Origin of the sequence: Methyloversatilis sp. (genome assembly GCF_030696805.1) — a bacterium.
GTDB lineage: Bacteria > Pseudomonadota > Gammaproteobacteria > Burkholderiales > Rhodocyclaceae > Methyloversatilis.
The window spans coordinates 98333-116732 of sequence record NZ_JAUYRO010000054.1; the positions used below are offsets into that span (position 1 = coordinate 98333).

At 64.9% G+C, this 18400-nt stretch carries 18 protein-coding genes and 1 tRNA gene; 6 read left to right on the forward strand and 13 right to left on the reverse strand.

Annotation, left to right across the window (positions count from 1 at the left end):
- Positions 1–15 precede the first annotated feature (15 nt).
- The 8 genes from ychF to Q8R75_RS10670 all read right to left on the reverse strand — a co-directional run bounded on the left by ychF (position 16) and on the right by Q8R75_RS10670 (position 6953).
- The gene (gene ychF, locus Q8R75_RS10635) at positions 16–1107 is read right to left on the reverse strand and encodes a redox-regulated ATPase YchF (protein ID WP_305613975.1); all 1092 of its coding nucleotides are present in this window, start codon (positions 1105–1107) and stop codon (positions 16–18) included.
- Complete coding sequence (pth, locus tag Q8R75_RS10640) at positions 1104–1724, reverse strand: aminoacyl-tRNA hydrolase (protein WP_305613974.1); 621 nt, start codon at positions 1722–1724, stop codon at positions 1104–1106. The genes ychF and pth overlap by 4 nt, the downstream gene beginning before the upstream one ends.
- A 9-nt stretch (positions 1725–1733) precedes the next feature.
- Positions 1734–2345: a 50S ribosomal protein L25/general stress protein Ctc gene (locus Q8R75_RS10645; RefSeq protein WP_305613973.1), complete on the reverse strand. Its 612-nt coding sequence runs from the start codon at positions 2343–2345 to the stop codon at positions 1734–1736.
- Positions 2346–2413: 68 nt separating this feature from the next.
- Complete coding sequence (locus Q8R75_RS10650; protein ID WP_069039592.1) at positions 2414–3364, reverse strand: ribose-phosphate pyrophosphokinase; 951 nt, start codon at positions 3362–3364, stop codon at positions 2414–2416.
- 164 nt (positions 3365–3528) lie between these two features.
- A tRNA-Gln gene (locus Q8R75_RS10655) sits at positions 3529–3605 on the reverse strand.
- 81 nt (positions 3606–3686) lie between these two features.
- Entirely contained in the window at positions 3687–4616 is a 930-nt protein-coding gene (ispE, locus tag Q8R75_RS10660) for a 4-(cytidine 5'-diphospho)-2-C-methyl-D-erythritol kinase (RefSeq protein WP_305613971.1), read from the reverse strand.
- A 10-nt stretch (positions 4617–4626) separates the two neighbouring features.
- Positions 4627–5220 (reverse strand): lipoprotein insertase outer membrane protein LolB, encoded by a 594-nt coding sequence (gene lolB / locus Q8R75_RS10665; RefSeq protein WP_305613970.1) that lies wholly within the window; start codon positions 5218–5220, stop codon positions 4627–4629.
- Positions 5217–6953 (reverse strand): tetratricopeptide repeat protein, encoded by a 1737-nt coding sequence (locus Q8R75_RS10670; protein ID WP_305613969.1) that lies wholly within the window; start codon positions 6951–6953, stop codon positions 5217–5219. Before Q8R75_RS10670 ends, lolB begins: the two co-directional genes overlap by 4 nt.
- Positions 6954–7092: 139 nt before the next feature.
- Between Q8R75_RS10670 and mutM the strand changes: the two genes are divergently transcribed.
- Together mutM and Q8R75_RS10680 are read left to right on the forward strand one after the other, a co-directional pair.
- The gene (gene mutM, locus Q8R75_RS10675) at positions 7093–7905 is read left to right on the forward strand and encodes a bifunctional DNA-formamidopyrimidine glycosylase/DNA-(apurinic or apyrimidinic site) lyase (RefSeq protein ID WP_305613968.1); all 813 of its coding nucleotides are present in this window, start codon (positions 7093–7095) and stop codon (positions 7903–7905) included.
- Between the two features lie 47 nt (positions 7906–7952).
- The gene (locus Q8R75_RS10680) at positions 7953–9905 is read left to right on the forward strand and encodes a dynamin family protein (RefSeq protein WP_305613967.1); all 1953 of its coding nucleotides are present in this window, start codon (positions 7953–7955) and stop codon (positions 9903–9905) included.
- Positions 9906–9942: 37 nt separating this feature from the next.
- Here Q8R75_RS10680 and Q8R75_RS10685 read toward each other — a convergent pair whose 3' ends face one another.
- The 5 genes from Q8R75_RS10685 to Q8R75_RS10705 form a co-directional block, all read right to left on the reverse strand.
- A complete protein-coding gene (locus Q8R75_RS10685) occupies positions 9943–10197 on the reverse strand; it encodes a YfhL family 4Fe-4S dicluster ferredoxin (RefSeq protein ID WP_305613966.1) in 255 nt (84 codons plus the stop codon).
- A 1-nt stretch (position 10198) separates the two neighbouring features.
- Entirely contained in the window at positions 10199–10699 is a 501-nt protein-coding gene (gene coaD, locus Q8R75_RS10690; protein WP_305613965.1) for a pantetheine-phosphate adenylyltransferase, read from the reverse strand.
- Entirely contained in the window at positions 10696–11229 is a 534-nt protein-coding gene (gene rsmD / locus Q8R75_RS10695) for a 16S rRNA (guanine(966)-N(2))-methyltransferase RsmD (protein ID WP_305613964.1), read from the reverse strand. Before rsmD ends, coaD begins: the two co-directional genes overlap by 4 nt.
- A gap of 177 nt (positions 11230–11406) precedes the next feature.
- Positions 11407–12678 (reverse strand): pitrilysin family protein, encoded by a 1272-nt coding sequence (locus Q8R75_RS10700; protein ID WP_305614024.1) that lies wholly within the window; start codon positions 12676–12678, stop codon positions 11407–11409.
- Positions 12679–12752: 74 nt separating this feature from the next.
- Entirely contained in the window at positions 12753–14138 is a 1386-nt protein-coding gene (locus Q8R75_RS10705; protein WP_305626208.1) for a pitrilysin family protein, read from the reverse strand.
- Positions 14139–14244: 106 nt separating this feature from the next.
- Between Q8R75_RS10705 and ftsY the strand changes: the two genes are divergently transcribed.
- From ftsY to dacB, 4 genes are read left to right on the forward strand one after another with little or no spacing between them, the layout of a single operon-like run.
- Positions 14245–15294: a signal recognition particle-docking protein FtsY gene (ftsY, locus tag Q8R75_RS10710; RefSeq protein WP_305612582.1), complete on the forward strand. Its 1050-nt coding sequence runs from the start codon at positions 14245–14247 to the stop codon at positions 15292–15294.
- A gap of 22 nt (positions 15295–15316) precedes the next feature.
- Entirely contained in the window at positions 15317–15967 is a 651-nt protein-coding gene (locus Q8R75_RS10715) for an ATP-binding cassette domain-containing protein (protein ID WP_305612576.1), read from the forward strand.
- Between the two features lie 10 nt (positions 15968–15977).
- Complete coding sequence (ftsX, locus tag Q8R75_RS10720; RefSeq protein ID WP_305612574.1) at positions 15978–16877, forward strand: permease-like cell division protein FtsX; 900 nt, start codon at positions 15978–15980, stop codon at positions 16875–16877.
- Between the two features lie 10 nt (positions 16878–16887).
- Positions 16888–18318, forward strand: coding sequence for a D-alanyl-D-alanine carboxypeptidase/D-alanyl-D-alanine-endopeptidase (dacB, locus tag Q8R75_RS10725; protein ID WP_305612572.1), 1431 nt, complete (start codon positions 16888–16890; stop codon positions 18316–18318).
- Positions 18319–18400: the final 82 nt, after the last annotated feature.

Below are 18400 nucleotides of genomic sequence, written 5' to 3' on the forward strand. Positions count from 1 at the left end.
GCGGTGGCGGGACAGTCAGACGTTGAACAGGAAGTTCAGCACGTCGCCGTCCTTCACCACGTACTCCTTGCCTTCGGCGCGCATCTTGCCGGCTTCCTTTGCGCCATGTTCGCCCTTGAAGGCGATGAAGTCGTCAAAGGCAATGGTCTGCGCACGAATGAAGCCGCGTTCGAAGTCGGTATGGATGACGCCAGCAGCCTGCGGCGCGGTGTCGCCTTTGTGGATGGTCCAGGCGCGCACTTCCTTCACGCCGGCAGTGAAGTAGGTCTGCAGGCCGAGCAGGTCGTAGCCGGCGCGGATCAGCCGGTTCAGACCCGGCTCGTCCAGGCCCAGATCGCTGAGGAAGGCCATCTTGTCGGCGTCGTCCAGATCGGCCAGTTCGGCTTCGATCTTGGCACACAGCGCCACGACCGGTGCCCCCTCCTTCGCGGCGTGCTCGCGCAGGCGGTCGAGGTAGGGATTGTTCTGGAAGCCGCCTTCGTCGACGTTGCCGACATACATCGCCGGCTTGAGCGTCATCAGGCATAGCGGTTTGAGCAACAGCTTTTCGTCGTCGCTCAGCGCCAGCGTGCGCGCGGGGTTGCCGTCATTGAGGTGCGGCAGCATCTTTTCGAGCACGGCGCACAGCTTCTGCGCGTCCTTGTCACCGGCGCGCGCCTTCTTGGTGTCGCGGTTCAGCGTGCGCTCGACCACGGCGAGGTCGGACAAACCAAGTTCGGTCACGATGGTTTCGATGTCGGCGATCGGGTCGACGCGCCCGTTCACGTGCACGACGTTTTCGTCATCGAAACAGCGAACGACATTCACGATGGCATCTGTTTCACGGATATTGGCCAGGAACTGGTTGCCCAGACCTTCACCCTTGCTCGCGCCGGCGACCAGACCCGCAATGTCCACGAACTCGACGATGGCGGGCTGGATCTTCTGCGGCTTGACGATTTCCGACAGCGCAGCGAGACGCGTGTCCGGCACCTCAACGATGCCGACATTGGGCTCGATCGTGCAGAACGGGTAATTCTCCGCTGCGATTCCGGCCTTGGTCAGCGCATTGAACAGAGTGGATTTGCCGACGTTGGGCAGACCGACGATGCCGCATTTGAGGCTCATGAGGGGTTTCCTTGTTTGGGCGGCTTTGCGTTGAGCAGGGTTGACACGCGCGTCCAGTCACCGGTGGCGATCATCGGCCAGGCATCGAGCGCTCGCCCGATGGCGGCATCGATGTCGCGCTGTTCGTCGGCGCGCGGCCGGTGCAGCACATAGTCGGCGACTTCGGCGCCCGGCGCCAGCTGACGCGGGTGGCCGATGCCGATGCGCAGGCGCCAGTAATCGTGGGTGGCCAGATGGGCGCTGATGTCCTTCAGGCCGTTGTGACCGCCAAGACCGCCGCCGAACTTCAGACGCAGCTCGCCCGGCAGCACGTCGAGCTCATCCTGTACGACCAGTATCTCGGCCGGTTCGATGCGATAGAAGCGCGCCAGCGCGCCGACCGACTGGCCGGACCGGTTCATGAAAGTCTGCGGCAGCAAAAGGGTGATGCCGTCGGCGCGCGAACTGCCGACCAGCCCATTGAAACGCGCTTCACGATTCAACGTAATGCCGAGCTTGCGTGCCAGCTGCGTACAAAACCAAAACCCGGCGTTGTGCCGGGTTTCGGAATACTCAGGACCGGGGTTGCCCAGTCCGACGACGAGCCGGGGTACGGCTTTGGCACCGTTCCCGGACATCGCGTTCGCTTACTTCTCGGCTTCGCCGTCGGTGGCAGCGGCTTCGTCGGACTTGGCGCCGCGCGGCAGCGTCAGTGTCGCGACAACCGGATCGGTACCGTGAACGATGATCTCGACGCCGGCCGGCAGCAGAATCTGCGACACGTGAACCGACTGGCCGACCGACAGGCCGGACAGATCGATTTCAAGGAATTCCGGCAGCGCACTGGGCAGGCACTTGATGTCGATTTCGTTCATCACGTGCGATACGACACCGCCCTGCATCTTCACGCCCGGTGCATTCTCGGCGTTGACGAAGTGCAGCGGCACCTTGGTGTGCAGCTCCTGCTTCAGGTCGACACGCTGAAAATCGACGTGCATGACCTGCTGGCGATAGGCGTGCATCTGCGTGTCACGCAGCAGCACGGATTCCTTCTTGCCGCCGACGTTGATGGTCAGCACCGACGCGTGGAACGCTTCCTTGCGCAGGGCGTGGAAGATTTCGTTGTGGTCGAGCGTGATCGGCAGCGCCGGTTCGGTGCCACCGTAGATGATGGCCGGGACTTGCGATGCGCGACGCAGGCGGCGGCTCGCTCCGGTGCCCTGTGCTTCGCGCGGATTCGCGTTGAGTTCGATAGACATGATGACTCCAGGTAGATGAAGCCGCCCGCGACCAGGCGGCTGGGGTGTCCCGCTTCAATGGACGATGTTCATTCCATGAAAAGGGACGAAACGGATTCTTCGTTGCTGATGCGCAACAGGGTTTCGGCCAGCAGTTCGGCAATCGACACCACGCGGATCTTGCTGCAGGCCTGCGCGGCCGGCGACAGCGGGATGGTGTCCGTAACGACCAGCTGATCGAGATCGGACTGTTCGATGCGGCTCACCGCTTCACCGGACAGCACCGCATGGGTACAGTAGGCCAGCACGCCGGCGGCGCCGTTTTCCTTCAGCGCCTGTGCTGCCTTGCACAGCGTGCCTGCAGTGTCGACCATGTCGTCCATGATGACGCAGGTGCGGCCGGACACGTCGCCGATGATGTTCATCACTTCCGACACGTTCGCCTTCGGGCGGCGCTTGTCGATGATGGCGAGGTCGCACTCGAGACGCTTGGCGAAGGCGCGCGCGCGCACCACACCGCCCACGTCGGGCGACACCGCCATCATATTCGGGTATTCCTTCTTCCAGATGTCACCCAGCAGAATCGGCGTGGCGTAGATGTTATCCACCGGAATGTCGAAGAAGCCCTGGATCTGGTCCGCATGCAGGTCAACGGTCAGCAGACGCTGCACACCCACGGCCTGCAGCATGTTGGCGACCACCTTGGCGGTAATCGGCACGCGCGCGCTGCGCGGGCGACGGTCCTGCCGGGCGTAGCCGAAGTACGGCATGGCAGCCGTGATGCGACCGGCCGATGCGCGCTTCAGGGCATCGACCAGAATCACCAGTTCCATCAGGTTGTCGTTGGTCGGTGCGCCTGTCGGCTGCAGCACGAACACATCCTTGCCGCGGACGTTTTCGAGGATTTCGACATTCACTTCGCCATCGGAGAAGCGACCGACCTGGGCGCGTCCAAGCGACATGTTCAGCCGCTTGGCCACATCCGCCGCCAGTTTCGGGTTGGCGTTGCCGGTAAAGATCATCAGGCTGTCGTAAGCCATGCTGCCTCGCGATACGTGGTGAAAGCTCAACTTTAGACCGGACCGGCCGGCACTGCCCGCATCGACAAACCCGCCGATGCTCCGGGAACATCCAGCGGGCTCGTCAATGCCCTTAAAACAACTCGGGCAGACCCGCATGCGCTGCGAGTCTGCCCGATGCGATCTGGCTGAGGAGGAAGGATTCGAACCTTCGCATGCCGGAATCAAAATCCGGTGCCTTAACCAACTTGGCGACTCCCCAAAACTGCTGCAATGCCTTTACGGCATCGCCCTGCAAACCTGTACTGCGTCGTCCGAACTGTCCTCCGGACTGTCGTATTTACTATCGTCCTACCTGCCCTGCGCTGTCGCCGGGCATTTTGCCGTACAGCGGATGGACATCAACGCCGCATGCAACAAATCCCTGCCAGCCTTCAGGCCAGCGCCCTGACATCGCCGCCAATACGGTTTCCCCCTGCTCGCGCGACGGGCACTGCGCGAAAACACAAGCACCCGACCCGGACATCCGCACCTTTTGATCGCCGACTTCATCGCCGAGAAGCCGGATCGCCCGCGCCACCGCCGGGTAGTAAATCTCGGCTACAGGCTGGAGATCATTGCGCCCAAAAAGCCTTTGCTGGGCAGCGACCTCAGCAAAGTCCGCTATTTTGCAAGGTTCGGTATTTCGTGTCAATTCCGGTGCGGCGAAAATGCGTGGCGTCGGTACCGACACTCCGGGTGCGACGACGACGTAGGCCTCCGCCGGCAGCGCAACCGCCTGCAGCCGTTCGCCGACGCCCTCGGCAAACGCAGAGCGGCCGAACACGAATACCGGCACATCCGCGCCCAGCCGCAGACCGAGCGCCTGCAGCGACTCGCGTGGAAGACCGAGTTGCCACAGGCGATTCAGCGCGATCAGCACGGTGGCGGCATCCGAGCTGCCGCCACCCAGACCGCCACCCATCGGCAGGCGCTTTTCGAGTTCGATGTCCACACCATGCGTGCAACCGGTTTCCGACTGCAGAAGTCGCGCCGCGCGTACGCACAGATCGTCTTCCTCGGCGACACCAGCGAGCGGATTGACGCGCCGGATGGCGCCGTCGGTGCGCGGCGTGAAGCGCAGACGGTCGCCAAAATCGAGAAAGCGGAAGGCAGTCTGCAGCAGGTGGTAACCATCTGTCCGGCGGCCGATCACATGCAGGAACAGGTTGATCTTGGCCGGCGCATCCAGCCACTTGCCCCATTCGACTGCGTTCGGCGCGGCGACACTCATTGCACGGCGCTCACTTCACCGGGCTCCATTCATCGATCAGCAGCCGGAAGGAATGTTCGCCGTCACTCGCTTCGATCAGACGCGGCAGCGCGTCGGCGCTGTCGTCTTCGTAGCGGACGAATTCAACCCGCCAGCCACGTTCCGTCAACGCCGCGATGCGCCCCGCCCCGTCACGCGACGTCACCGATGCATCGCCCGCCCGCCCGGTGACCCAGTAGGCGGCGCCGGTCAGCGGAATGTCGGCACCGAACGCGGCACGCGCCAGTTCGTCCAGCGTGGCTGCAAGGGTGACGCGCTGGCCGTCATCGACCAGGCGGACACCGCTGGCGTCGCGGGTCAGTTGGGCAAGCACCTTGCCGAGCGGGCCATTGATCTGGAGCTCGTCGCGATCCTGCGCGTGCTGCCAGTCCAGGCTGGCGGAGGCGGACTGGTCCGGCCCCTTCACGACAAAGCGCCCGCTGAGGGAGAACGAAGCGGCGCGTTCATCGCGCGCCATGCTGCGGATCAGCGCATGCTCATCCAGGCTGGCAGGCGGCCGTGTGGCGCATGCCGACAGAGTCGCTGCGCACGCGGCAACGAGCGCAATACGGACCGCAGATCTCACGGAACGAAGCGCTTGATCGTCGATTCGAGCGCTTCATTGTCAGGATGCTGGGCGGCCACGGCACGCCACAGCTTCACGGCGTCTTCCTTTTGCCCCAGCAGCCACTTCACTTCACCCAGATGGGCGGCGATTTCCGGGTCCGGGCGGATCGAGAACGCACGTTCGAGGTAGGTCAGCGCGCCATTCAGGTCACCGCGCCGGAACATGACCCAGCCCATGCTGTCGAGAATGAACGGGTCATCGGGCGCCAGTTCAAGCCCCTTGGCGATCAGCGTCTGCGCTTCTTCAAGACGGATGTTGCGCTCGGCAAGCGAGTAACCGAGCGCGTTGTAGGCGTGCGCGTGATCCGGTTTGACTTCGATCAGGCGGCGCAGCCTCTGTTCGGCAATCTCGATGCGGTTGTCGCGCTCGGCCAGCATGGCAGTTTCGTACAACAGCTCGGGCTGATCCGGCTCCGCTGCCAGCGCCGCCTCGAGCACCGCCTCAGCTTCTTCGCCGCGGTTGGCATCGCGCAGCAGCTGGAATTCGAGCATGGCCGAACGCGACTTGCTGCCGCCCGGCCGGTCAGCCAGCTGGCGCAGGTGGGCGCGTGCATCTTCGATACGCCCCATGCGACTGAGCAGAAGCACATAACGCCCTTGTGCGCCCAGGTAGTGGTCACCCTGGCCGACCTGCTGGTACCAGTTCAGCGCATCTTCGTTTTCCTTCAGTTCTTCGGCCAGCTGCGCGAGGTAGAGCTTGACCAGATTCGGGTCCTGGTAGCGCATGCCCAGCAGTTTGGTGAAGTAACCCTGTGCACCCTTGTAGTCCTGCGTCTGCATCGCCAGCACGCCGACGGCAAACACTACATCTGCGTTGTCCGGTGCACCGCCGAGCAGGATTTCGAACTGCTTGCGCGCACCCGCGTAATTGCGCTCGGCGACCAGCAAGCGGGCGAACTGCATGCGCACTTCACGCGCGTCCGGGTAGCGCTTGAGGTGCTGTTCCATCAATTTGCGCGCCGCCAGCGGGTCTGATTCGGCGGTCGCCTGGGCGCGCAACAACAGCCCGGCCTCCCATTCCGGCCGGAGTTCATTGGCGCGGATCGCCGATTCGAGCGCCCTCTTCGGCTCGCGCGCAACCATGGCCGCCTGGGCGCGGGCAAAGTGCGCTTCAGGAAGGGGGATGTAAGGCTCGGTCAACCGCTCGACCATGCGCATCGCCTCAGCCTTGTCGCTGAGCCGGCCGAGCACCCGGTTGAGCCGGAGCAGGCTTTCGCCGATCTGCGAACCTTCCTGCGCCAGCAGCGCGACCAACTGCGGTTCGAGCTCCTGCGGCCGGTTGGCATTGACCAGCAGGCCGGACAGCATCTGCCGGGCCTGCACCGACTCCGGATCAAGTTCCAGCCAGAGCTGGGCCGCCTGCAGCGCAACTTCACTCTGCCGGCTGAACGCAGCAATCTCGGCCGCACGCTTGGCGATGCGCGGATCACGCGTCGACTGCGCAAGGTCCATGTAGGCAGACGCTGAAAGGCCGAGTTCGCCGCGCTGAGCCGCGACCTCGCCGAGCAGCAGCTGATAGGTGATCTGGCGCGTCAGTTCAACGTCGGGAAGCGGCGGAACATGCGGCGCGACGACCACCGGTTCGGGCTTTTCGGCGACTGCGGCCGTGGCTGACGGCTTGCTGCCGGTCTGGGCGCAGGCGCCAAGCAGAAGCGGAAGGACAAGAGCGAGCAGCAGGGGGCGGGTTGTCATGGGCAGAATCGCCTGGTGGGTTCAGAGTACGCTTGCGCTATTACGGCCTTGGAGTACGCCGACCGGAAATCGTTGCAGCCCCCGGCGCGTGATGGTATTCCAAATCCCGATCGGCCGTCGCCCACCTGCCTGTCGTTTCATGCCTGAACTTCCCGAAGTCGAAATCACCCGTCGTGGCATCGCCGGCCCGCTGAGCGGCCGCCGGATCGATGCCTGCACCATCCGCAACGGCGCACTGCGCTGGCCGGTGCCGGCTCATCTCGCCGAATCCCTGCCCGGACAGACGCTGCGCGACATCGACCGGCGTGCCAAATACCTGCTGCTGCGGCTGGACCGTGGCACGCTGATCATTCACCTCGGCATGTCAGGCAGCCTGCGGGTGCTGCCGAGCGGCACGCCGCCCGAAAAGCACGACCATATCGATATCGTGTTCGGCGACGCCACGCTGCGCCTGCGCGACCCGCGACGCTTTGGCGCCATGCTGTGGCACGACGGACCGGATGCGCACCATCCGCTGCTGGCCCACCTCGGACCGGAACCGCTGGGCCCCGATTTCAATGCCGGGGCGCTGGCAAGCGCGCTGGCGCATCGACGCTGCGCGATCAAGCTGGCCATCATGGACAGTGCCGTGGTGGTCGGCGTCGGCAACATCTATGCTTCGGAAAGCCTGTTCCGGGCCCGCATCCGGCCTGGCAAGGCGGCCCACCGACTGACCGGGCCGCAGGTCGCCCGGCTGGCCGACGAAATCCGTCAGACGCTGCGCGACGCGCTGGCCGCCGGCGGCAGCACGCTTCGCGACTTCCTGCACACGGACGGCCAGCCGGGATACTTCCAGCAAAGCTACTTCGTCTATGGCCGCGACGGCGACGGGTGCCGGGTGTGCGGAACCGCCATCCGCAGCCGTCGTCTGGGCAACCGATCGACTTTCTTCTGCACCGCCTGCCAGAGATAGCGCGCGCCGCGTGTGCTAGATTGCCAAGTGATTGAGTGGAGAGCGCAATGAGCATGCAGGAAGAATTATCGGTCTATGGCAGCTGGCGCACGCGCGTCGAGCAGACCATTGTCCGTATCCGCGGCTGGCTCTTCGAAAGCAATCTGAGCGACCCGCACAACGACCAGTGCATCGAACAGTTGCTGCTCAAACTGCGCGACGACCGGCTGGTCGTCGCCTTCGTCGCCGAGTTTTCCCGCGGCAAGTCCGAACTGATCAATGCCATTTTCTTCGGTGACCAGGGCGCGCGCGTGCTGCCGTCCAGTTCAGGCCGCACCACCATGTGCCCGACCGAGCTGATGTACGACCCGGTGCGCCCGGCCTGCATCGAGCTGTTGCCGATCGAAACCCGTCGCGGCACGACCACCGTGTCCGATCTGAAAACCCAGCCCGGCGCATGGCGTCGCCTGCCGCTCGACATGACGTCGGCGGCGTCGATGCAGCAGGTGCTAGGCCGGGTCAGCGAACAACGAAAGGTCGCGATCGGCGAAGCCGAACAACTTGGGTTCCACATCGACCTGAGCGGGGAAAACGGCTTGCAGCCGGACGCGAATGGCATGGTCGACGTGCCGGCCTGGCGACATGCAGTGATCAATATGCCGCATCCGCTGCTGCGCCAGGGCCTGGTCATCCTTGACACGCCGGGGCTGAATGCCATCGGTGCCGAACCCGAACTGACGCTCTCGCTGCTGCCCTCGGCGCACGCGGTGCTGTTCGTGCTGGGTATGGACACCGGCGTCACGCAAAGCGATCTGTCGGTGTGGAAAACGCATGTCACCGCGGCCGGCGGATCACGCCAGGGCCGGCTGGCCGTGCTCAACAAGATGGACAGCCTGTGGGACGGGCTGCGCTCGGAAGCCCAGATCGAGGCGGAAATCGGGCGCCAGATCGAGTCCTGCGCGGCGACGCTCGACCTTCCGGAAAACCGGGTGTTCCCGGTGTCCGCCCAGAAAGGCCTGCTGGCGCGCATCCAGCGCGACGGCACACTGCTGGCCCGCAGCCGTCTACCGCAGCTGGAACGCGCGCTGGTCGAAGACCTGCTGCCGGCCAAGCGCGACATCGTGGGCGCAGCGGTCGAACATGACGCGGGCGGCCTGCTCTCTCGCACGCACGACATCCTGATCGGCCAGAAAAAGGCGCTGGATGATCAGTTGGCGGAGTTTTCCGACCTGCGCGGCAAGAACCGCGGTGTCATCCAGTACATGCTCAAGCGGGTACGGGCCGAAAAGGAAGAGTTCGAGCGCGGCCTGGAGCGCTTCTATGCAACACGCAACGTGTTTTCGTCGCAGACCAATACACTTTTTGCCCATCTGGGCATGGACGCGCTGCGCACCCGCACGGCACAGACCCGCGAGCAGATGGAAAAGGCCAACTTTTCACTGCAGCTGCGCGATGCGATGAATGCCTTCTTCGGCGATGTGCGGGGCAGCCTGCAGAAGTCGGCGATCAGCGTCGATGAAATCTTCCTGATGATGGAGGCGATGTACCAGCGCTTTTCCTCCGAACATGATCTGCGGCTGGGCGTGCCGGTGCCGTTTTCGGTCCAGCGCTACGAAAAGGACATCACCCGGCTTGAAAAGGCCTTCCACCAGCAGTTCAACACCTGGCTGAACATGCTCACGACGGAAAAGCGACAGCTTACGCAGCGATTTTTCGAAACAGTGGCGGTGCAGGTACGCAAGCACATGGAGGTGGTGAATCGCGATGTCGAGCACTGGCTGCGCGCCATCATGGCGCCGCTGGAAAATCAGGTGCGCGAACATCAGAAGCAGCTGAAACGCCGCCTTGAAAGCGTGAAGCGCATTCACGAAGCGACCGACACGCTGGAAGACCGGATCGAGGATTTGCGCCAGAACGGTGTGGCGATCAATCACCAGATCGAGGAACTGGCGCGGCTGCGAGCAGCTCTGGATGCAGCGCTGAAGGCTGCGGTAATCCGCGAGATGGACGCCGCCGCCTGAAATGTGAGCGGTCGTCGCACCGCGTGCCTGTGAGCGTTCAGACCTTGACGGCCGTGAGTATGTGGTACTTCGCCAACAGCTGGTCGTGCGTTTCCTTGCGGTCCGGGTCGAGCGGAATGCAGTCGACCGGACATACCTGCTGACACTGCGGTTCGTCGAAATGCCCGACGCACTCGGTGCATTTGCCCGGATCGATCACATAGATTTCCTCACCCTGCGAAATCGCCCCGTTCGGGCACTCCGGCTCGCATACATCGCAGTTGATGCATTCGTCGGTAATGATCAAAGCCACTTCAGTTGCCTCCACTCATCGCAGCCAGCTTGGCGCTGATGCGCGCCAGCACCGAGGGCTGCACAAATTTGCTGACATCGCCGCCCAGTGAGGCGATCTCGCGCACCATCGTGGCCGAGATGAACATGTACTGGTCGGCCGGCGTCAGGAACACCGTTTCGACGTCGGCCCGCAGCGAGCGGTTCATTCCTGCCATCTGGAATTCGTACTCGAAGTCCGATACCGCACGCAGTCCGCGCACGATGATGCGCGCATCGCAGGTCTCGAGGAAGTCCATCAGCAGGCAGGAAAACCCGCGCACTTCAACGTTCGCGTAAGGCGCAAGAATCTCGCGTGCCATGTCGACGCGCTCATTTGTTTCGAAGAACGGCCGCTTGGAGCGGCTTTCGGCGACGCCGACGATGACCCGATCAAACATTTCCGCCGCACGCCGCACCAGATCCTCGTGACCACGGGTGATCGGGTCGAATGTTCCGGGGTAAACCGCAATGGTGCCGTTCATGTTCGTTCCAGCAACTGGTAATGGACTTGCCCGGCCTGCCCTTCGCGCGTCATGCGGAAGTCGCCAAGCATCGGCACTGGGTGTTCCGCCTCGCAGTAGATCACCGCGCCTTCCGCAGCCAGCGCATCGAGATGCGGTGCCAGCCTGTCGAGCAGGCCGTGCCCGTAGGGCGGATCAAGGAAGAGCAGGTCGAACTGCCGGGGCGGGTCGAGCACGAATGTTAGCGCATCGCCCCGTACCAGTCTGACCTCGGGCGCTGGCAGTTGATCGACCGCCTCGCGCAGTCGGCCAAATGCGCGCGCGTCGCGCTCCACCAGCGTGACCGATTCTGCGCCGCGCGACGCCGCTTCGAAACCGAGTACGCCGGACCCTGCGAACAGGTCGAGGCAATGCTGACCGCTCAGGTCCTGCCCGAGCCAGTTGAACAGGCGCTCGCGGACCGCGTCCGGCGTGGGCCTGAGGCCAGGCACGCCCGCCACGGGCAGCAGACGGCTGCGCCACCGGCCGCCGATGATGCGAATGCGTGACATGACCGCGATTCTAACCGCGGGGGCGCCACCGGAAGGCCGAACCACGCGAGAAGTGTCGGCACCGCCCCGCGTATGCGCGCGCTCGCCTTTCGGAAAGGCGCCAGCAAGGCTGCGCTGATTCAGCGGTTATCCGACGGTCCCGCGCGCGTCCGCGGCGGGTTTGTCAGGAATGCCCCGTCAATCACCCGCGACGATCACGCGCACGATGTTGTCAGCCGACAAGCGTCGCTGGAAGGCATCCTTCACCTGGGCCGCGGTCACCGCTTCGGCACGCTCGGGAAACTTCTTGAGCCAGTCGAGCGGCAGCCCATAGAAGCCGATGACCGCCAGACTGTCGAGCAGCTTGCGATTGCTGTCCAGGCGCAGCGAAAAGCCGTCGACCAGATTGCGTTTGGCGGCCCGCAACTCGTCTTCGGTCGGCCCCTTGGCCATGAAGGCCGCCAGCGTTTCATCGACCACCTTCAGTGCCGCGGCGGCCTGGCTGCGCTCGGTCTGCAGACCGATCTGAAAGGCCCCGAGTTGGCGCTGCGGGTTGAAATAGCTGTAAACACTGTAGGCGTAGCCGCGTTTTTCGCGCACTTCCTTGGTCAGCCGCGACACGAAACCGCCGCCACCCAGAATGTAGTTGCCGACCTGCAACGGAAAGAAATCCAGGTCGCCGCGCTGCAATGCCGGCTGACCGACGAAGATGTGGCTCTGGTTGGCCGGGTGAGCGATGTTTTCGGTGCTCGCCTGCGGCAGCGTCACGGCCGGAATCGGCGCAAGCGGCTCACCCTGTAACAGATCGCCGGTCAGTTGCAGGGCGATGGCTTCCGCCTGCTCACGAGAGACGTCACCGACGATCGACACGACGACGCGCGATGCAACGTAGTGCGTGCGGTAGTGCGCCACCAGGTCATCGCGACTGATCGCGGTCACCGATTCGATGGTCGGTGTGCGGCCGTACGGATGGTCGCCGTACAGCGCACGGGCGAAGCGCTTGCTGCCGATTGCGTCGGGCTTCGTGTCCGCCTCGCGCAGACCGGAAATGGCGCGCGCCTTTTCGCGATCCAGCACGGCAGCAGGAAATTCGGGCTGCGTCAGCAGGGTGTGCAGCAGCGCCAGCGAACCCTCGCGTTCGCGGGCGCTGGACAGCGTGCGCAGCGACAGGCCGGCACGATCGTTGTCGGCCACGCCGCCCAGTTGGGCGCCCAGATCGGTGAATCGCTCGGCCAGGGTGTCCTCGTCCAGACCGCCAGCGCCAGTGTCGAGCAGGCTTTGCGTCATCGACGCGACACCGCTCTTGCCTGCCGGATCACGCGCAGCACCGGCGTCGAAATCGACCTGGACGTCCAGGATCGGCAGCACACGGCTTTCGACGAAATACACCCGGGCGCCGTTGGGCGCCACCCAGTGCTGGATATCAATGTTTGCCGCTGCCGGCAGAGCGGCTGCGGCCGCGACGAACATGAAGGCAAGGCGCGTCAGCGCGTTGCGGAAAGACTGGTTCATCCGGTTCCCCTGCTTGAAATCGATGGACACGCTCAGTGGCGCAGGCCGGCGGGCTTGGCACGCGGCTTGGCGTTCGGGTCGAGCGGCTGCGGATCGAGCACCGCGACGGTCAGCGTGTCGTCGCCGAAATATTTCTGTGCCACAGCCTGCACCTCGGCTGCGGTGACGGTGCGCAGCTTGTCGAGCATGCGGTCGCCGTCGCGCCAGTGGTAGCCGGCCGCTTCGAGACGGCCGATCTCCATCGCCTGCACATAGGTCGAATCGCGCTTGTACACCTGTGACGCAATGGTCTGGGTCTTGATGCGTTCGAGTTCGGCATCCGACACACCCTCATCCGCGACGCGCTTGATCTCCGCCCGCAGTGCCGCCTCGAGCTCTGCCACGGTCTTCCCCTTGGCCGGGGCACCGCCCAGCACAAAAGTGGCTTCGCCACGCGACGTCGAGTCGTAATAAGCGCCGATTTCGGTCGCGATCTGGCTGCCGCGCACCAGGTTGCGCGACAGGCGCGAGGCCGCATGGCCGTCGAGAATGCCGGCCAGTACGTCGAGCGCATACGGCTCGCGATCGTTCTCGACATCGGTCAGGCGCGGCGCCTTCCACGCCATCAGCAGCTGCGGTACCTCGGCCGGTGCCTTGACGACGACTCGCCGCTGACCGGTCTGTAACGGTTCGGCGGTCGCCTTGCGCACCGGCAGGGGCTGACTTTTCATCTTGCCGTACTGCTTTCTGACCTGTTCGAACACCTTCTTGTGGTCGACATCGCCCACCACCACGACGTAAGCGTTGTTCGGGGCATACCAGCGCCGGTACCAGTCGCGTGCGTCATCGGCGCGCATGTTCTCGAGGTCATTCATCCAGCCGATGATGGGCCGGCGGTACGGATGCGCAGTGAACGCGCTGGCCATCAGCTGTTCGTACAGTTGCGACTGCGGCTTGTCATCCGTGCGCAGCCGGCGTTCTTCCATGACCACCTTCAGTTCGCGGCCGAATTCCTCGTCGGTGATGACCACGTTCCGCATGCGGTCGGCTTCGAGTTCGATCATGCGCGGCAGTGCGGCCGCGGGAACGCGCTGGAAATAAGCGGTGTAGTCCTGGCTGGTGAAGGCGTTGTCGCTGCCACCGGCACGGGCAACGATTTCGTTGAATTCGCCCGCTTTGAGCTTCTTCGTGCCCTTGAACATCATGTGTTCGAGTACGTGCGCCACGCCTGTGGTGCCGTCATGCTCGTCCATCGCACCCACGCGGTACCACACCATATGCACCGCCACCGGCGCCCGCCGGTCTTCCTTGACGATGACGCGCAGGCCATTTGCAAGAGTGGTCTCGTACGGGTTCGCGAGCACCGGATGCGCCGCCAGCGCGCATGCCGTCAGAGCGCTGCACAGCGCGATACCACGGGAAAAACGGCGCAAATCCATCTGATACACTCTCCAGCAGTAAATGTGAGCGCGGCGAAATCCGCCATCACGCCTCTGTTCCAAAGCCTTGCGCATGTCGCAAGGTGTTCCAGTGACCGTCTCCCACATGTTTGGTTTCTTCAAGAAAGACAAAGCCGCCGCGCCCGACGCAAGCGATGCCACACCGGCCGCGCCTGCCGTGGTCGCGGCGCAGGATAACGCGCCGGGCGCCGAGGCACCGAAATTGTCGTGGGCGCAGCGGCTGCGCGCCGGGCTGTCGCGCACGCGCGCCCAGATCGGCGGCCAGCTCAATGCGCTGTTCCTGCGCACCAAGGTCGACGACGAACTGCTGGAAGAGCTTGAAACGCTTTTGATCACGTCCGACGTGGGCATGGATGCCACCACCCACCTGCTCGACCGGCTGCGTGACCGCGTGAAACGCGAACGCATCGAAGAACCGGCGAAATTGCGCGACGTGCTGCGCGAGGAACTGACCCGGCTGATCGCGCCGCTCGAGAAGCCGCTCGATGTGGACGCGCACAAGCCATTCATCATCATGATTGCCGGCGTAAACGGAGCCGGCAAAACGACGTCGATCGGCAAACTGGCCAAGCATTTCCAGTCGCAGGGCAAGAGCGTTCTGCTGGCGGCCGGCGACACTTTCCGTGCCGCCGCGAGAGAGCAGCTCGAAACCTGGGGCGCACGCAACAATGTGGCGGTGATCGCTCAGGATTCCGGCGATCCGGCCGCCGTGGTGTTCGACGCGGTCAACGCTGCGCGTGCGCGCGGCATCGACATCGTGCTGGCCGACACCGCGGGCCGCCTGCCGACCCAGCTGCACCTGATGGAGGAGATCGCCAAGGTGAAGCGGGTCATCGCGAAGGCGGATCCGACCGGGCCGCACGAGGTGCTGCTGGTGCTCGACGGCAATATCGGCCAGAACGCGCTGGCCCAGGTGAAGGCCTTCGACGCGGCAATCGGCGTGACCGGCCTGATCATGACCAAGCTCGACGGCACGGCACGCGGCGGCGTCATCGCGGCCATCGCGAAGCAGCACGCACCGTCGCGACCGATCGCGCTGCGCTACATCGGCGTCGGTGAAGGACTTGACGATCTGCAGCCGTTCAATGCGGCGGAATTCGTCGATGCCCTGTTCGAACCTCCGAGATCCCTCTGATCGCAGCCCGAGCCCACTCCGCATGATCCGTTTCGCTCAGGTCACCAAACGTTATCCTGGCGGTCACACCGCGCTCGACCAGCTGGATTGCGACATCGCACGCGGTGAAATGGTGGTGGTCAGCGGCCACTCCGGCGCCGGCAAGAGCACGCTGCTGCGCCTGCTCGCCGTGCTCGAACGGCCGACCGAAGGCAAGGTGCTGGTCGGCGGCGAAGACGTGTCGGCGCTCAAGCGCGCCGCCCTGCCCTACTGGCGCCGGTCGATCGGCCTCGTGATGCAGGATCAGCGTCTGCTGTTCGACCGCAGTGCCTTCGACAACGTCCTGCTGCCGCTTTCGATCAGCAGCCACCCGCCGCGCGAAGCCGCCAACCGGGTGCGAGCGGCATTGGAGCGCGTCGGGCTGTCCGGACGCGAAAAATCGATGCCGGTCGAGCTCTCGGGCGGCGAACAGCAGCGCCTGACCATTGCCCGCGCCATCGTGAACCGGCCGCAGATCCTGCTCGCCGACGAACCGACCGCCCACCTCGACGACGCCTACGCGCGTGACATCGCAGAGCTGTTCCGCTCATTCAACGAAGCAGGCGTCACCGTGTTGCTGACCACGCATGACGACGCACTGTTCGCACGCTACGCGCCGCGCAAGCTGATACTTGCCCAGGGGCGGCTGCAGTGAGGTGCCTTCGATGAGGTGGCTGCGGCTGCAGGTGCGCGCCGGGCTGCGCGCAGCGCGCCAGATGGTCCGCCAGCCTTTCAATACCTTGCTGGCCGCGCTGGTGGTCGGCATCGCTGCGGCCTTGCCCGCCACCGGCTACATGCTGCTCGGCAACCTGCAGCGGCTGGCCGGCAATGTCAGCGCCGCGCCGGAGATTTCCGTGTTCATGCAACCGACCGCGAATGCCGACGCGGTCAGGACCGCCGAGCAGCGCATCCGCGGGCTGGCGAAAGAAGCGAAGGTCGAACTGGTGTCGCGCGACGCGGCACTGAAGCGATTCCGCGACAACGACGCTCTCGCCGAAATCCTCGACGCACTGCCCGACAATCCTTTTGCCGATGCATTCGTTGTCCGGCTCGACTCGGCGGATGCGGCCCGGCTCGAAACGCTGCGCGCCGAATTCGCCAGACTGCCCGACGTCGATCACGTACAGCTCGACTCCGCGTGGGCGAAGCGGCTCGACGCGCTGATCGCACTGGGCCAGCAGGCGGTGACGATGCTGGGCGTCGTGCTCGGCCTCGGACTGGTCGCCGTCACCTTCAACACAATACGACTGCAGTTGCTGACACAGCGCGACGAGATCGAGGTCAGTCGCCTGCTCGGCGCCACCGACGCCTGGATACGCCGCCCCTTCCACTGGTTTGGTGCGCTGCAGGGCCTGCTCGGCGGTGCGCTCGCCGGCGCACTCGCCTTGCTGGCCACGCGAGCGCTGGCCGGACCGATCGCCGAGATCGCCGGTCTGTACAGCCTGGAATTCGTGCTGCGGCCACTTTCGCCGCTGCATTGGGCTGCGCTGCTTGCGCTGTGTGCCGTACTCGGCTGGCTCGGTGCCAGCGCCTCGGTGCGTCGCCATCTGTCGCGCATCGCCTGAGCAGGCCGTCGTGCGTCTCGCGCTTGCCGTTCTGCTCGGCCTGATCGTTGCACCGGCATGCGCGGTGTTGCCGGCACCGGTATTGCAGGCGCTGCGCGCCGCAGAAATTCCCGCAACATCGATTTCGGTCATGGTCCAGTCAGTGGACGGCGGCCCCGCACGCATCAGCCATCGCGCCAAGGTGCCGATGAACCCGGCGTCGGTGATGAAGCTGGTCACCACCTACGCCGCCCTCGACAGTCTCGGCCCGGCGTACAGCTGGCGTACCGACGCACTGATGACCGGCCGGCTGGCCGACGGCGTGCTCGATGGTGACCTCGTGCTGCGCGGAGCCGGCGACCCGGCGCTCAGCATCGAACAGTTCTGGCTGCTGCTGCGCGACCTGCGCGCGCGCGGGGTGCGCGATATCCGCGGCGACGTGATCACCGACCGCTCGGCGTTCGCATCGATGCGGCACGATCCGGGCGCCTTCGACAACGAACCGCTGGCCGCCTACAACGTCGGGCCCGACGCACTGCTGCTGGCGCACAACGCGCTGCGCGTACGCTTGCTGCCGCAGGCCGGCGGCGCCCCCGCGCTGTGGGCAGAACCTCCGCTCGATGGCGTGCAGATCGACAACCGCGTGCAACTGGTCGAGGGCGAATGCGGCGACTGGAAGGACAGCCTGACTGCGAAAGTGCTGCCGGCCGCGGACCGCAGCACGCTGACGTTGCAGATCACCGGCCGCTTTGCCCGACCGTGCGGCGAACGCATATGGAACATCGCACCGCTGCCGGCCGACGAGTTTTTCGCCCGTGCCCTGCGCGCCATGTGGGCCGAGCTGGGCGGGCGGATCACCGGGCGGGTGCGCGACGGCGCAACGCCGCCGAACGCGCTGCCATTGGCCGGCATCGATTCGCCTCCGCTTGCGCAGGTCATCCGCGACATCAACAAGTACAGCAACAACGTGATGGCGCGGCAGCTGTTCCTGACGCTGGGCAACGGCGCCGGGACGCCGGCAGACTCCACGGCCGCCGACGCTGCGGTACGTGCCTGGGCAGCGCGGCGCGGTCTTGCGCTGCCTAGTCTGATTATGGACAACGGCTCCGGGCTGTCACGCAGCGAACGCCTGTCGGCTGCCGACATGGCTGCGCTGTTGCGCCACGCGTGGGCGAGCAGCGTCATGCCGGAATTCATGTCGTCGATGCCGGTGCTGTCGGTCGACGGCACACTGCGTCGCCGGCTGCGCAACTCTCCGGCCAGCGGTCAGGCGCATCTGAAGACCGGATCGCTGTCCGATACGCGATCGATCGCCGGCTATGTGCTGGACCGCAACGGCCAGCGCGTGCTGATGGTGGCGTGGCTGAACCATCCGAACGCCGGTCGTGCGCAACCGGTGCTTGAGGCCCTGCTCGAATGGGTGTGGGCGGGCAACCGGCAGTCCTTCCCGGTTACCGAGTGAGGTGCATCGACGATCCGTGCGCAGGCGCGGCGGAAGGTGGTCGCAGTCCGGATCGCCACGGTGGCCGTCCAGTCGGTGCGCC